Here is a 15,861-nt window from a genome sequence, read left to right on the forward strand (position 1 = left end):
CTATCCATACCAATAACAATGCAAACTGACTTTGCATCTTAAAAAATTATTAAATGATTTATTTGCCTTAAAATCATAGCATTTTACCAATACTACTTCTTAACAAACAATGCCATGGATTCAAGGTGACTGGTATGCGGAAACATGTCCAACATACCTAGTTTTCTTAAGTGATAACCTTGCTTTACCAAGCTTTCGCTGTCTCTTGCTAGAGTAGCAGGATTGCATGAAACATAAACCACACTCTTAGCCCCTAAGCCTGAAAGTTGATCAACGATCCCACTCGCTCCTGCTCTTGCCGGGTCTAATAGTACTTTATCAAAACGTTCTTTAGCCCACTCTTGTGAAGACAACTCTTCTTCAAGGTTAGCTTGGTAAAACGCTACATTGCTGAGCTTGTTCACTTTGCCGTTTGATGTCGCTTGTTGAACCATCTCATCAACGCCTTCCACCCCAACAACATATTCTGCTTTCTGAGCAATCGGTAAGCTAAAGTTCCCCAATCCACAGAACAAATCCAAAACACGCTCGTGGTTTTGAGGGTCTAGCCAGTCAATCGCTTGAGAAACCATTTTCTGGTTCACAGCTTGGTTGACTTGAATAAAATGATTAGGTTCAAAAGGCAGTATCGCGCCCACTTCATCATAGCTAGGCACTTCACCTACTAATCGTTCTAACGTATCGGATTCAGGCATCGAATATAACGTTGAGTTCGTCTCTTCAGCGAGTGTAATTAAAGCTTGTCGATCTTTATCTACAAGAGGCTTTAAATGGCGTAAAACGATCACAGGACCAGACTTAGAAAGAACTAACTCTACGTGCCCTAATGAAGCTTTGTGGGAGAACGTCGATAAGAGTGACTTAAGTTTTGGCAGTAAGGCATTCAAAGCTGGCTCTAGTACTGCACAATCTGTGATATTTTCAATCTGTTTACTCTGTTTCTGACGAAAACCAAATTGAAGTTTTTGAGATTTTTTATCAACAAACAAGCTGATTCGAGCACGGCGACGATAACCTTTATCACTTCCGGTGACAGGCGTTACTACATCTGTTTGCTTCGTTTTATAGGTATTCATCAAATGACTTAGAGATTGAGATTTATGCTCTAGCTGAGAGGCATAATCTAAATGCTGTAAGTGACAGCCACCGCACTGATTGAAGTGCTGACAAAACGGTTCTAATCGCAGCTCACTTGGTTTCAATATTTTGATCAATTTAGCGCGCGCAAACTTGCTCTTACTCTCTGTAAGTTGGACTACGACCTGCTCGCCAGGTAATGCGCCATCAATAAAAACAGGTTTTTTATTTTGGTGAGCAATACCTGCTCCATTGTGATCCATTCGTTCAACCAACATCTGTTGATGCTTGGTCTCAAATTGAGTTTTCTTTTTTGGTTGAAAAAAACGTGCCATTGCTTGTGCCTAAATATCTATCAAATTATTATTTTCTATCCAAAACTCACTATTCTGCCTTGGAATCATTGTCGAACGTAGCGGCTTTGATTAAGCTAACCGTTCACTTAACCGCCGTAGTGCGCGTTATTTTCCCATATCCAGACCTCGATGTAATTAAAGAACATGACCAGATATGGCTTGAGAGCCCGTGTAATTACCCTAACTCTAGCTCCAACCCTAATTATTGGGTTGTTATTGAGCGCTTTTTTCTCATTTAATCGCTATCAAGACCTAGAAGGTCAAGTGATCAATACCGGAACAAGCATTATAGAGCCTCTTGCTATTGCAAGTGAGTCAGGTATGAAATTAGAGAGCAGAGAATCAGTTCGCCAACTGATTAGCTATGCTCACCGAAAAAATTCGAAGCTTGTTCGAAGTATTGCTGTATTCGATGAAAGACACGAACTATTTGTGACCTCGAATTTTCATCCCGACTTTGAAAGCCTCACTTACCCCAAAGACAAACCTATTCCTCACTTAGGATCTTCGATTTTACTCGATAATACATTGATTCTAAGAACGCCTATTGTAGCGGAAGGGCAATTCCTCAACTCTGCTAATGGGCAGTCTCAGTCTAATCAAGCTATTGGCTACATTGCCATTGAACTCGATTTATCTTCACTTCGCTTACAGCAATACCAAGAAGTCTTTTCCGCCTTTCTAGTACTAATTTTAGGGCTTGGTCTTTCCGCGGTCTTCGCTTTCCGGCTAATGCACGATGTAACTCAACCTATTACCCACATGAAAAACATGGTTGATAGAATTCGTCGCGGTCACTTAGATGTGCGTATTGAAGGAAAGATGCATGGCGAACTCGATTCACTAAAAAATGGTATTAACGCAATGGCAGTTTCACTGTCGGAATACCATGTGGAGATGCAGCACAGTATTGACCAAGCGACTTCTGATTTACGAGAAACATTAGAGCAGTTAGAAATTCAAAACGTTGAATTGGATATTGCAAAGAAAAGAGCTCAAGAAGCTGCCCGTGTTAAATCTGAATTCTTAGCCAATATGTCACACGAGCTAAGAACGCCATTAAATGGGGTTATTGGTTTTACACGCCAAATGTTGAAAACCCAGCTCTCTAATAGTCAAACCGATTACTTACAAACTATTGAACGATCGGCAAACAACTTATTAAATATTATCAACGATATTCTCGACTTCTCTAAACTTGAAGCCGGTAAGTTAGCATTAGAAAACATCCCATTTGAGTTCCAAAGCAGTTTGGAAGAGGTAGTTAACCTCCAAGCCACCAGCGCCCATGAAAAAGGATTAGAGCTTACTCTGAAGATCGACCCTAAAGTGCCAGCAGGTCTTGTTGGCGATCCACTTCGTATTCAACAAGTTCTAACTAACCTCGTTGGTAACTCAATCAAATTCACTGAACGTGGCAATATCGATATCAGTGTCGAAATGAGGTCTCAAACAGCAGACAGTATTGAGCTGCAATTTATGGTTCGAGATACAGGTATCGGGATTTCAGAACGGCAACAAGCGCAATTATTCCAAGCCTTTAGTCAAGCCGACGCCAGTATTTCTCGTCGATACGGTGGTACAGGGCTCGGCCTAGTCATCACTCAGAAGCTGGTTAGCCAAATGGATGGTGAGATCAGCTTGACCAGTCGTTTACACCAAGGTTCTACCTTCTGGTTTACATTGAGACTGTCTGCTACCGATATGCCAATGACGGATGTCGTAGATACTCAAACTCTTCAAGACAAACAACTTTTGCTTATTGAACCAAACATGCAAGCAGCCTCAATTACCCAGCAAGTTCTCACCCAGGAAGGGCTGGTTGTCACTTATCGTTCAGCTATGCCAGAAGAAACAACACCATACGATTACGTGCTGCTTAACTTAGCAGCTAATCAAGAATATGAACTTGAGACGGTGAAATCTTGGGCTGAGCATGCTCGTGAAATATCCCAAAATGTTATTATCGGCACTCCAAGTACAGAGCTTGCACTCGGTGACCAACTGATGAATCAGCTTGATGTCCACTGTATGACAAAACCTTTGTCTCGTAAGAAGTTACTGCAAACTTTAGTATCTAACCAAACGCCGATCTTAAATGCTCCAGTTGTAGAAGTTACAACTGAAGAAAAGTTACCACTTACAGTGCTTGCTGTAGATGACAATCCAGCCAACCTAAAATTGATCACCGCTTTGTTACAAGAAAGAGTGGAAACTGTCGTTAGTTGTACAAACGGTCAGAAAGCCATTGATAAGGCCACGCTCACTAAATTTGACATTATCTTCATGGATATCCAGATGCCACACATGGATGGCGTGACCGCCTGCCAAAGTATCAAAGAGCTCGCCAACAATACAGATACACCTGTTATTGCAGTGACCGCTCATGCCATGAGTGGTGAAAGAGACAGGCTGCTTGAAGCTGGCATGGATGACTATTTAACGAAACCAATTGAAGAACATGTGCTGCAGCAAGTGTTACTACACTGGAACCCAAACGCAGGCGAAATTCAGATAGAGAAGATAGATCCTGAACATCCAGTCATGACAGCTGAAGTTATCCAAGATAGTCATATTGAGCCGGAAACCAAAGAGCACAAAGACATCATTATTGATTGGCAAGCCGCAATGAAGCAGGCTGCTAATAAAGAAGACCTAGCGAAAGATATGCTGCAAATGCTAGTCGATTTTATCCCTGAGGTTTATGACACTACGGAAAAAGCGATTGAAGACAGCAGTTACCCTGTGGACGACTTACTCTACTTCATACATAAGATGCACGGCAGCAGCTCATATAGCGGTGTACCTCGACTCAAATCAATTTGTGCTACGTTAGAAAAGGCACTTCGATCTGGAGATTCGATTGAAGATGTTGAGCCGGAGCTCTTTGAGCTACAGGATGAACTAGATAAGGTTCAGGCAGCAGCAGTACATTACTTACCACCGCAACATTCTGATTCATTAGATGCTGGTTCATAAAGCATCGATAATTTCTAAAACTTAACGCAACAAAAATCAGAGCATGAAAATAAAAAACCGAACTATCACTTAAAAATGATAGTTCGGTTTTTATTAATCATAGCTCGGCTCTATTGACCAAAAAATAACAGCTGTGTGTTTAGAGTAATAACCACATCAGTTACGATTCAAGCAGCACGGTTGCTACCGCGTAATGTCTTTCATCTGAAATAGTAATGTGAATTGAGTTCACTTTAGACGCTTGAGCAATCTGCAATGCTTTATTGCGTAGGGTAAGTAACGGCTTCCCATGTTCATCATTAGATACAACGAAATCATGAAAAGTCACTCCCATCGCAATCCCAGTACCCAGAGCTTTTGAAGCGGCTTCTTTCGCAGCAAACCGTTTTGCCAAATATCGACCTTGCTGCTTAATTTTTTGAAACGCAACAAACTCAGATTCTGCAAGAATACGCTTTGCAAATGCCTCACCACTACGATCAAGAGCCTTTTCCACCCGAGCGATTTCTGCGATATCGGTACCTAGCCCAACAACAGCCATACACACCTTTTACTTCTTCTGATTACTACTTTGGCTGATTCAACAGAATCAACTTACTCTGATTATGCGTTGTTACGCGCGGTTTCCATGATAGCTTTCATGTCTGCAACAGCTTTGTCTAAACCATCAAACACAGCACGTCCCATGATCGAGTGACCGATGTTCAATTCGTAGATCTCAGGTAAAGCTGCAATTGGAGCAACGTTATGATAAGTCAGACCATGACCGGCATTAACAGTAATCCCAAGATCATTCGCATAGCTTGCACCAGCTGCGATCTTCTTCAGCTCATCTTGCTGATCTTCTTCAGTCTTAGCTTCTGCATATTGACCAGTATGAAGCTCAATAAACGGAGCCTTACATGCTTTCGCTGCATCAATTTGCTCACGGTCTGCATCGATGAATAGTGACACCTTAATACCTGCTGCAGCCAGCTTTTCAGTTGCGGCTTTCACTTTTTCAAGCTGCCCAACAACATCAAGACCACCTTCAGTTGTCAGCTCTTCACGTTTCTCGGGAACAAGACAAACAAATTCAGGTTTCGTCTCTAACGCAATACCTACCATTTCATCGGTTACTGCCATTTCTAAATTCATTCGAGTTTGAATGGTTTCAGCAAGGATGCGAACATCACGATCAACAATATGGCGGCGATCTTCACGTAAGTGAATCGTAATACCATCAGCACCTGCTCGTTCTGCAATTTCAGCAGCGTGTACAGGATCTGGATACTTAGTTCCGCGTGCATTACGCAATGTTGCAATGTGGTCGATATTAACGCCTAAAAGGATTGAGCTCATTTACCAATACTCCGTGCTCTGGGGAGACCTGTCCTTGGTAGAAACAGCTCTCTACTTTTCAATGGTTTGCCGCCAAGATACGGCTTTAAGGCTATGCGTGTAAAGCGTTTTGCCGCTTTTAGCTGCTCTTTAGTGATAAACCTTCGTTCACTTATCGCTATTAATTCATCTCCAGTAAAAGAGAGATTATCTCTTCGCACTGAAGCAATGAAGCCTTTTTGTTCACGGTAACGGTAAGTCATATTAGGATCAACAGGCTCACCAGTACCGGCACAGTGTAAAAAATCGACGCCATATCCCATCGATGAGAGTAAAGCTAACTCAAAACGACGTAGAGCGGGTTCAGGGTTATTATTATGAGCAAGCTCAGTTAAAGCATGAAGATAATCATGAAACAGCGCTGGCATGGCAACCTCAGCCATCAACACCCTTCCGACCAGTTCATTGACATACATTGCAGAATAAAGGTTAATCCCCGTAAGAGGTAAACCTAAACTAATCGGCTCTGCTTGGCGCAACGTTTTCATTGAGCTATTGCCTGACCACTTCAATAGTAGAGGCGTGAAAGGTTGCAACGCTCCTTTTAGATTGGAACGCTTACTGCGTGCACCTTTCGACATTAACGTTACACGACCGAACTCTTCACTAAACACATCCAGTATTAAACTCGACTCACTGTATGGTCTGCGGTGCAACACAAAACATCGCTGTAACCCTTCACTCAATGATTAACCCTTCTTACAGATACAAAAAGAGAGAGTTCGCACTCTCTCTTCTATTTACTCATTAGCTAGCTCTTTATTTTAAAAAGAGATTGGCTATCAATTATAGATCGTCGATATAGCCTAGTGAACGAAGTGCACGTTCATCATCAGCCCAACCAGATTTAACCTTCACCCAAGTTTCTAAATAAACTTTACGGCCAAACAGTTCTTCCATATCGATACGAGCTTCGCGACCGATAGTCTTGATTTTCTCGCCCGCTTTACCAATCACCATCTTCTTCTGACCTGTACGCTCAACAAGAATTAAGGCATTGATGTGGAAACCATCATTATCTGGATTGTAATCAAAACGCTCAATTTCAACCGTTACAGAATATGGCAGCTCTTCACCAGTAAAACGCATCAGCTTTTCACGAATGATCTCAGACGCCATGAAACGTTGTGAACGATCCGTTACGTATTCTTCAGGAAAATGGTGAGTCGCTTTAGGTAAAACTTCTCGAACATGCTTACGCAATACATCGATATTTTTACCTTGTTTCGCTGAAATTGGTACAACATCCAGGAAGTCCATCTTCTGAGAGACATCCATCATATGCTGCATAACATCCGTGCGATCCTGAACGTTATCAACTTTATTTATACAAAGTACAACTGGGAAATCTGTTTTTCTCAGCTTGTTCAGCACCATTTCATCGTCGTCAGTCCAGTGCGTGCCATCAACTAGGAAAAACACTAGGTTTACATCACTTAATGAACTGTTTGCAGCACGGTTCATTAAACGGTTAATCGCGCGCTTTTCTTCAATATGCAGACCAGGAGTATCGACATAAATCGCTTGGTAGTCACCTTCAGTCTCAACACCCATAATACGGTGACGAGTGGTTTGAGGCTTACGCGAAGTGATTGAAATCTTCTGACCTAAAATATGGTTAAGAAGTGTTGATTTACCTACATTTGGGCGACCAACAATAGCAATGAAGCCACAGTGTTGGTTTTCAGGTAGGCTCTCTACTTTGTTTTCTGATGCAAAAAATGCATCAATATCGAATTCTTGCTTGTTATCAGACATTGCTTAGTCGCTCTAATGCTGTTTCAGCAGCCGCTTGTTCTGCCTTGCGGCGGCTAGTGCCTTTACCGATAACAGGTTTATCCGTACCTGCCACTTCACACTCAACCGTAAACTCTTGGTTGTGTGCTTCACCTTTAATATTAGTCACTGTGTAGACAGGTAGTGGATTTCTTCGACCTTGTAAAAACTCTTGTAGGCGAGTTTTAGGATCTTTTTGAGAAATACCAGGCTGAATAGACTCTAGGCGAGATTGGTACCAGCTTAAAATAATGCGACGAACGACTTCAGTATCACTATCTAAATAGACAGCACCGATGATCGCTTCTACAGCATCAGCCAGAATAGAATCACGACGGAAACCGCCACTCTTCAACTCACCTGGACCTAATTTTAAGTAATCTCCTAGTTCGAATTCACGACCTAGTTCAGCCAATGTATGTCCGCGTACTAAAGTGGCACGCATACGGCTCATGTCACCTTCATTTACCTTAGGAAAACGATGGTACAGATCATCAGCAATGACAAAACTTAAAATTGAATCGCCCAGAAACTCAAGACGTTCATTGTGTTTACCAGCGGCGCTGCGATGTGTCAGCGCCAAATGGATAAGATCGGCATCATTAAACTGATAACCAATCTTTCTCTCTAGTTTATCTATTGGAGAATTCATGCTCTCTCGATGTGTTATGTGATCGATTAATGAATCCCACCGATGCGATTGAAACGCACACCAGTAGGAATCCAAGAAGGTAAAGCACTGTTCGCATCGCGTTCGAATTCAAAACTAATCCAAATCGCAACCGCTTTACCCACTAGGTTTGCTTCAGGAACGAACCCCCAGTAACGGCTATCTGCACTATTGTCACGGTTATCACCCATCACAAAGTATTGCCCTTCTGGAACGATCCATTCATTAACACCACTACGAGGTTGATATGCGTTGACGCGATCACGACGTAATGGGTTAACCAAGATTTGATGCTCGACACCATCTAGCTGCTCATTGAGCTGGATAAGTGGCACACCATCTTGAATAAATTGACTTTCTTCAACGTTGCTAAGCTTTACAGGAGCACAGCTCGATTGACCTTTAGTTTGGATGCACAACTCTTTATTGCTGTTGTAACGAATGGTATCGCCTGGCATACCAATCACACGCTTGATGTAATCAATATTTGGCTGAGGTGGGTATTTAAAAACAATAGAATCCCCACGTTCAGGTTTACCAGTTTCAACTAACTGAGTTCGCCAAACTGGGTCTTTAAGACCGTAAGCGTATTTTTCTACCAAAATGAAATCACCAACTAACAAGGTTGGCATCATTGAGCCTGAAGGTATTTGAAATGGTTCATAAATAAATGAACGCAATACCAAAACAAACGCGATAACTGGGAATATGGATACACTATTTTCAACCCACCAAGGTTGAGCCGTAATCTTCGCACTCGTATCTGAGTCCAGACCATTAGTTTGAGGCTCAATATTAGACAACTTTTGCTGACGTTTCTTCGCCCACACAAGCTTTTCTAATGCCCAAACGATGCCGGTCACTAAAGTTACGATCACTAAAATAAGCGAAAATGTATTAGCCATTTATATCCCTTAAATTTCATTTCTTTAAAAATAACGAAAGTGAAAGAGTAGCGAGTACTCTTTCACTTTTGGGTATTCATTTACAGCTGGTTATATTTAATCTTTACCAACATGAAGAATCGCTAAGAACGCTTCTTGAGGCAGTTCAACGTTACCGATCTGCTTCATACGTTTTTTACCTTCTTTTTGTTTCTTAAGAAGTTTCTTCTTACGGCTGATATCACCACCATAACATTTTGCGATTACGTTCTTACGCAGTTGTTTCACGGTAGAACGAGCAATGATGTGATTACCAATCGCAGCTTGAATCGCGATGTCGAACATTTGGCGAGGGATGAATTCTTTCATTTTCTCAACCAATAGACGACCACGAGACTGTGCAATATCTTTATGCGTAATGATCGCAAGTGCATCAACCGTTTCACCATTTAGCAGTACGTCTACACGTACCATGCTCGATGCCTCGTAGCGTTGGAAGTTATAATCCAGTGACGCGTAACCACGAGATGTGGATTTCAAACGGTCAAAGAAATCTAGAACCACTTCAGCCATTGGTAGATCATATGTCACTGCAACTTGGTTGCCGTGATAAACCATATCCACTTGAACACCACGTTTTTCAACACACAAGGTGATCACGTTACCAAGGTAATCAGAAGGAACTAAGATATTACAACGAGCGATTGGCTCACGAATCTCTTCTAAGTCGTTTACTGCTGGTAATTTAGCAGGACTATCAACGTAAAGGATTTCACCATCTGTTTTTACAACTTCGTATACTACTGTAGGCGCAGTTGTAATCAGGTCGAGATCGTATTCACGCTCTAGACGTTCTTGGATGATTTCCATGTGTAGCATACCTAAGAAGCCACAGCGGAAACCAAAACCAAGAGCTGCAGAACTCTCTGGCTCGTAGAATAACGAAGCATCGTTCAGGCTTAACTTGCCTAATGCATCACGGAAGTTTTCATAGTCGTCAGATGATACCGGGAATAAACCAGCATAAACTTGTGGTTTCACTTTTTGGAAACCAGGTAGACGTTCTTCACTGCCACCTTTAGCTAAGGTCAGCGTATCACCAACAGGTGCGCCTAGGATGTCTTTAATACCGCAAACAACCCAGCCAACTTCACCCGTGTTCAATTCAGTTGTATCAATTTGTTTCGGAGTGAAAATACCTAGACGATCGACACCCCAAACTTGGCCTGTAGACATCACTTTGATTTTTTCATTCTTCTTCAGCTTGCCGTTTTTAATACGTACAAGAGAAACTACACCTAGGTAGTTATCAAACCAAGAGTCAATAATTAGAGCTTGAAGTGGCGCGTCAGGATCACCTTCCGGAGGTGGAATAGCCGTTACGATGTTTTCAAGAACATCTTCAACACCTAGACCTGTTTTAGCTGAACAACGTGTTGCTTCCATAGCATCGATGCCAACGATTTCTTCAATCTCTTCAGAAACTCGTTCAGGCTCAGCAGCTGGCAAGTCAATCTTATTCAAGATTGGCACAACTTCTAAGTCCATCTCGATAGCTGTGTAACAGTTCGCTAGAGTCTGAGCTTCTACGCCTTGACCTGCATCAACTACCAATAGCGCACCTTCACATGCTGCTAAAGAACGTGAAACTTCGTATGAGAAGTCAACGTGTCCTGGAGTATCGATGAAGTTCAACTGGTACGTTTCACCATCTTTGGCTTTGTAATCTAAAGTCACACTTTGCGCTTTGATTGTAATACCGCGCTCACGTTCTATATCCATAGAATCGAGGACTTGAACGTCCATTTCGCGTTCACTTAAACCACCACATACTTGGATTAAGCGGTCAGAAAGGGTCGACTTACCGTGGTCGATATGGGCGATAATCGAAAAATTACGAATGTGCTTCATAGGCTTGGTGTGACTAAACTCTTTGAATAGGGATAATAAGAAGTGCCGCAGTAGTACTCATTTACACAAGTCACTAGTGACGGCATTTCAATCAAGTTGGCAGATTCTACCCAATTTAACTGCAAGACGCATCATAAATTAGATAAGGGGCTCACCGAGGACTCTAACAAGGACCACTTGTTGCTGTGATTTATCTTCTATTGGCTTGGCGAAATGCTTAGCTATCTGTATACCAATAATAGTAAAGATAGCAGCCATTAGTATGACGATACCTTCCCCACCAGTAAAAAGAGGTTGCAATACTAATTGCCCAATGGCTGCGCCTAACATCATCATAAATAAAGGGACGAGATAAACTAAAGCAGCCGATTGCAGCAAACTTTTTTCAGGAAAACCGATTTCAACAACTTGCCCTGCTTTTACTAAGCTTTTAGTGGTTAGTTGCCAAAATAGGGATTTATTCCCGACAGCTTTAGTAACAATACCTGTACCGCAACTCTTTTGAGACGAGCAGCCACTACAACTGGTTTGCTGCTCGCAGCTAAGGTGAACCAAAAATTGAGAACCTTTAGTTTCTACAGAGCTAACCGTTGCAAGCGCAGTCATCATTCGTTAGATACCTTGGCTTTAAACTTTACTGATTGGGCAATACGCTTAGCCGTTGCTGGCGGAATATCCCCAACAACAGAGATTTCTTTACTGCCACTGATAAAACTGTGCAACGTTCGTCTACCTTGGCGAACCAACTGCCCTTTTGGTGAGAATTCATCTCTATCAGAAATATAAACCGAAAAGCTGAATAGACCATCGCTGAATAATTGGCTTTCAACCATTTTATTCGTTGTTGCCATTTGGTATCTACTTAACTCTTTAGAGTTAAAGCCGTCAGGTATCCAACTCACCGTCCAATCACTTTCACTCACCAAACCTTCAGGTAGAGATAAGACTGTTGGTAATTTCGCTGTTTTAAGCGCGCCCATCGCATCTGCAATTTGATCATTAACTATGTATGAGATGGTTCTGTATTGCTCTAATACCTCTCCATCACGATCAAGAAGGTCTGCTCTTAATGGTAAGTGGTTTTTTTCATCTACCCATAAAACATAAGAATAACGTAACCCATCTTTAGGGACGATTCGTAAAACTTGAGTGATATTTCCAGCTTCTCGATCCCGGCCGACTTTTATATAGTCATAATATTTACTGAGATTATCGACATTACTATTAAGCATCGGAATGACAGGCGCGACCATATTTCCCGAAGCTATGGTAAAAGGCTCAACCCCAGGTTCTATGTAGCTAACTTCGCTACCTCGACGAATCACTTCTCTTACTGGTCCACTTAAATACACCAAATGCGCGAGTTGCTGGTTATCACTAACAGCGTGTCGATATAAGAGAGGTTCAATACTGCTCTTTTTAATTAGGATATACGAGAGTTCGTAATTTAAATGCTGGCTGGCTTCGTTCATTTGATGCAACAGAGCCTTTGCAGTTGGTTCTTCTGCAAAGGCTGGAGGAGTCATCAAACTGAACAGTGTCAGAGCACTGATCAGAATTTTTTTCATTCAACTACCGATTCTAAATGCTCATCAGTCACCTGCGACGAATCACCGTTCAATCTTAACTGTAATTCGTAATCTTGCAGTAAGGCGTGAACACGTTGACGTTGCTCTTGAAGATTAGCTTCAGATGCTGATTTCTGAACTGACTCACGAGTCAGGCTTACCGGCTCTGCAGAACCAGGAAACGGGATGGTCTGTAACACTGGCAGCTGCTCATTTTGAGGTAAAGATGGATCCGTACCTCCATATTGTTGCACGCCAATAATTACAGCAAAAGAGACACATGCCGCAACCGCTACTTGCCCAAATTGTTGTAACCAAGCTGGAAGTTGTCGTTTAGCGACCTTCGGTTTAGGCTGTTCTTCAATTGGGGTTACCTTGGGATCCGTATGTACTTCCTGGACCTTAGGCATTTGAGTGTGTGCAGGCTCTAGCTCTAAGGCTGCAGCTACATTATTTGCAATATTCCAATCAACATTCTCTGGCGCATCACCTCGCATTACATCACCAATTAAATGGTAATCTTGCCAAGCTGTCATGCTTTCTTGATCGGATTCTAACTCTGCAATTAGAGCTTCATCGATCATTTCACCATCCATGAGTGCCGAAAGCTTTTCTTTATCTGCCATTATTTTCACCATAATAATTACAAGTTTTAGCGCTGTAAAAGAGGTTTAATTTTCTTTTCCACCGCCTCACGAGCACGGAAAATACGCGAGCGTACAGTTCCTACAGGGCAATCCATTACTTCTGCAATTTCTTCATAGCTCAAGCCATCAAGCTCTCGCAATGTCATTGCAGTCTTTAAATCTTCAGGTAGCGCTTCTATCGCCCCAAAAACAACTTGCTTCAATTCTTTTGACAGCGCTAAGTTCTCAGGGTTCGATATTTCTTTTAAAGCACTGCCAGTTTCATAATATTCTGCATCTTCAGCATCAACATCACTTGCTGGTGGCCTTCGGCTCTGCGCAACAATATGATTTTTAGCGGTATTCACGGCAATTCGATATAACCAAGTATAAAACGCACTTTCACCACGAAAGTTAGGAATAGCGCGGTAAGCTTTAATAAAGGCTTCTTGTGCTACATCAGGTACATCACCGGAATTATTCACGTATCGAGAGATAAGGTTGCACACTTTATTTTGGTATTTGACTACCAATAAATTGAAAGCTTGTTTATCTCCACTCTGAACTCGCTCAATCAACACTTGATCGGTTAGCTGCTCGTTCATTCGAGCGGGTACTCCTATTGTTATAACCCTCACCTTCTCAGATATGGGCACTAATTATGCGAAATGTAGTATTGACACCACCGGCTACAAGAGCACTATTGTGACTCAACGAAATTTGGAAAGTTCCAATTTTCTACAAATTATTTGCCATTATTGTTTCACAATGTGATGTAATAAAAAATTGGTCTATCCCTTAAAATTGGGGATGCTTAACTAAAAGCAATGGTTTTGACCAAAATAATTATTTTTAGGTTGCTGTCTTTGTTGCGCATTTGCACAACGTTTAGGGCATATTGGACGTGATTGTGACGATACTATAATTACGGTTTCAGTATTTATGTCACGTAAAGGACAGAATCAAAACGAGAGTGGACAACTCTACTATAGCCCGGGATTTTAAAAGTTTTATGAACGCAAACCGTGAGCATCAGTGTGATGTATTAGTGGTAGGCAGTGGTGCTGCAGGCTTGTCGTTAGCCTTACGCGTTGCTGAACATGCAAAAGTAATTGTATTAAGTAAAGGACCACGTAGCGAGGGCTCGACCTACTACGCACAAGGTGGCATTGCCGCTGTTTTCGACGAATCTGACAGTATTGAGTCACACGTTGAAGATACGCAAATTGCAGGTGCAGGGCTATGTGAAGAAGACACGGTTCAATTTATTGCTGAGAATGCAAAAGAATGCGTTCAGTGGTTAATTGATGGTGGTGTTCCTTTTGATAGAGACGAAAGCAGCACTGAAGGTGACCCTAAATATCACCTAACCCGTGAGGGTGGTCATAGCCATCGCCGAATTTTGCATGCCGCAGATGCAACTGGCATGGCGATGCAAACCTCATTGCAAGATAACGTCAATAACCACCCAAACATTGAAATCTTCGAGCGTCATAACGCATTAGATTTAATTACTGAAGATAAAGTTGGTGGTGATAAAAACAAAGTTATCGGCGCTTATATTTGGAATCGTAATCAAGAACAAGTGGAAACGGTACGCGCTAAGTTCGTGGTACTGGCGACTGGTGGCGCCTCTAAAGTTTATCAATATACTTCAAACCCAGATGTATCTTCTGGTGATGGTATTGCCATTGCATGGCGTGCAGGCTGCCGCGTGGCGAACTTAGAGTTTAACCAATTTCACCCAACCTGTTTATTCCACCCTGAAGCAAGAAACTTCCTGCTAACAGAAGCATTGCGCGGTGAAGGTGCTTATTTACGTCGCCCCGATGGTTCACGATTTATGAAGGATTTCGATGAGCGTGGTGAACTTGCTCCTCGTGATGTCGTTGCTCGTGCCATTGATTTCGAAATGAAACGCCTTGGTGCTGATTGCATGTATGTAGATATCAGCCATAAGCCTGAAGAATTCATTACTGCACACTTTCCGATGATTCACACTCGCTTAATGGATTTGGGCATTGATATGACCAAAGAACCAATTCCAATCGTACCAGCCGCTCATTACACGTGTGGTGGTGTTATGGTCGATCAGCAAGGTCAAACAGATTTAACTAACCTCTATGCGATTGGTGAAGTCAGTTACACAGGCTTACACGGTGCTAACCGTATGGCTTCAAACTCTTTACTTGAATGTGTGGTTTACGCTTGGTCTGCTGCTAAGCATATTGTTGAAAATATTGACCAATCTCAGCTGTGTGCAGAATTGCCCGCATGGGATGAAAGCCAAGTAACCAACAGTGATGAAGAAGTTATCATTCAACATAACTGGCATGAATTGCGTTTATTCATGTGGGATTACATGGGGATAGTTCGTACCGATAAGCGATTAGAGCGAGCATTACGCCGTATTCAAATGTTGCAGCAAGAAACCCATGAATATTACAGTAACTTCAAAGTTTCCAATAATTTACTTGAACTTAGAAACTTGTTACAAGTCGCTGAGCTAATGGTGAAATGTGCAATGCAGCGTAAAGAAAGCCGCGGCTTACATTACACGCTTGATTACCCAGAGTTAGCAAAAGATAGTGGACCAACAATTCTTAAGCCAACTAAGCAAAGTAACTGATCTAA

General features: G+C 42.0%; 14 protein-coding genes. 2 read left to right on the top strand and 12 right to left on the bottom strand.

Going from position 1 to position 15,861, the window contains the following annotated elements; all coding sequences use genetic code 11:
• Nucleotides 1-92: 92 nt before the first annotated feature.
• Nucleotides 93-1,412 (bottom strand): 23S rRNA (uracil(1939)-C(5))-methyltransferase RlmD, encoded by a 1,320-nt coding sequence (rlmD, locus tag OCU78_RS12020; protein ID WP_137373346.1) that lies wholly within the window; start codon nucleotides 1,410-1,412, stop codon nucleotides 93-95.
• A gap of 165 nt (nucleotides 1,413-1,577) precedes the next feature.
• On the opposite strand from rlmD, the gene barA reads away from it, so the two are divergent.
• Nucleotides 1,578-4,412 carry a two-component sensor histidine kinase BarA gene (gene barA, locus OCU78_RS12025; protein ID WP_137373345.1) on the top strand — a complete coding sequence of 945 codons (2,835 nt, stop codon included), beginning with the start codon at nucleotides 1,578-1,580 and terminating at the stop codon, nucleotides 4,410-4,412.
• Nucleotides 4,413-4,572: 160 nt separating this feature from the next.
• Here the strand turns inward: barA and acpS are convergent, their stop codons facing one another.
• From acpS to rpoE, 11 genes are all read right to left on the bottom strand, one after another.
• Nucleotides 4,573-4,953 (bottom strand): holo-ACP synthase, encoded by a 381-nt coding sequence (gene acpS, locus OCU78_RS12030; RefSeq protein WP_137373344.1) that lies wholly within the window; start codon nucleotides 4,951-4,953, stop codon nucleotides 4,573-4,575.
• Nucleotides 4,954-5,015: 62 nt separating this feature from the next.
• Complete coding sequence (pdxJ, locus tag OCU78_RS12035; RefSeq protein WP_137373343.1) at nucleotides 5,016-5,753, bottom strand: pyridoxine 5'-phosphate synthase; 738 nt, start codon at nucleotides 5,751-5,753, stop codon at nucleotides 5,016-5,018.
• The gene (recO, locus tag OCU78_RS12040) at nucleotides 5,750-6,478 is read right to left on the bottom strand and encodes a DNA repair protein RecO (RefSeq protein ID WP_137373342.1); all 729 of its coding nucleotides are present in this window, start codon (nucleotides 6,476-6,478) and stop codon (nucleotides 5,750-5,752) included. Before recO ends, pdxJ begins: the two co-directional genes overlap by 4 nt.
• A gap of 100 nt (nucleotides 6,479-6,578) precedes the next feature.
• Nucleotides 6,579-7,550 carry a GTPase Era gene (gene era, locus OCU78_RS12045; protein ID WP_137373341.1) on the bottom strand — a complete coding sequence of 324 codons (972 nt, stop codon included), beginning with the start codon at nucleotides 7,548-7,550 and terminating at the stop codon, nucleotides 6,579-6,581.
• Nucleotides 7,543-8,220 (bottom strand): ribonuclease III, encoded by a 678-nt coding sequence (gene rnc, locus OCU78_RS12050; protein ID WP_137373340.1) that lies wholly within the window; start codon nucleotides 8,218-8,220, stop codon nucleotides 7,543-7,545. The genes era and rnc overlap by 8 nt, the downstream gene beginning before the upstream one ends.
• 26 nt (nucleotides 8,221-8,246) lie before the next feature.
• Nucleotides 8,247-9,143 (bottom strand): signal peptidase I, encoded by an 897-nt coding sequence (gene lepB, locus OCU78_RS12055; protein ID WP_137373339.1) that lies wholly within the window; start codon nucleotides 9,141-9,143, stop codon nucleotides 8,247-8,249.
• Between the two features lie 96 nt (nucleotides 9,144-9,239).
• The gene (gene lepA / locus OCU78_RS12060; RefSeq protein WP_137373338.1) at nucleotides 9,240-11,033 is read right to left on the bottom strand and encodes a translation elongation factor 4; all 1,794 of its coding nucleotides are present in this window, start codon (nucleotides 11,031-11,033) and stop codon (nucleotides 9,240-9,242) included.
• Nucleotides 11,034-11,171: 138 nt separating this feature from the next.
• A complete protein-coding gene (locus OCU78_RS12065) occupies nucleotides 11,172-11,642 on the bottom strand; it encodes a SoxR reducing system RseC family protein (RefSeq protein ID WP_137373337.1) in 471 nt (156 codons plus the stop codon).
• Nucleotides 11,639-12,601 carry a sigma-E factor regulatory protein RseB gene (gene rseB, locus OCU78_RS12070; protein WP_137373336.1) on the bottom strand — a complete coding sequence of 321 codons (963 nt, stop codon included), beginning with the start codon at nucleotides 12,599-12,601 and terminating at the stop codon, nucleotides 11,639-11,641. The genes OCU78_RS12065 and rseB overlap by 4 nt, the downstream gene beginning before the upstream one ends.
• Nucleotides 12,598-13,227, bottom strand: a complete 630-nt coding sequence (locus OCU78_RS12075) for a sigma-E factor negative regulatory protein (protein ID WP_137373335.1) — start codon at nucleotides 13,225-13,227, stop codon at nucleotides 12,598-12,600. The genes rseB and OCU78_RS12075 overlap by 4 nt, the downstream gene beginning before the upstream one ends.
• Before the next feature lie 26 nt (nucleotides 13,228-13,253).
• Nucleotides 13,254-13,832 carry an RNA polymerase sigma factor RpoE gene (rpoE, locus tag OCU78_RS12080; RefSeq protein ID WP_137373334.1) on the bottom strand — a complete coding sequence of 193 codons (579 nt, stop codon included), beginning with the start codon at nucleotides 13,830-13,832 and terminating at the stop codon, nucleotides 13,254-13,256.
• Between the two features lie 407 nt (nucleotides 13,833-14,239).
• Here rpoE and nadB point away from each other — a divergent pair, with 407 nt between their 5' ends.
• A complete protein-coding gene (gene nadB, locus OCU78_RS12085; RefSeq protein ID WP_137373333.1) occupies nucleotides 14,240-15,856 on the top strand; it encodes an L-aspartate oxidase in 1,617 nt (538 codons plus the stop codon).
• Nucleotides 15,857-15,861 lie beyond the last annotated feature (5 nt).

The organism is Vibrio gallaecicus (assembly GCF_024347495.1).
In the GTDB taxonomy this organism is placed as follows: domain Bacteria; phylum Pseudomonadota; class Gammaproteobacteria; order Enterobacterales; family Vibrionaceae; genus Vibrio; species Vibrio gallaecicus.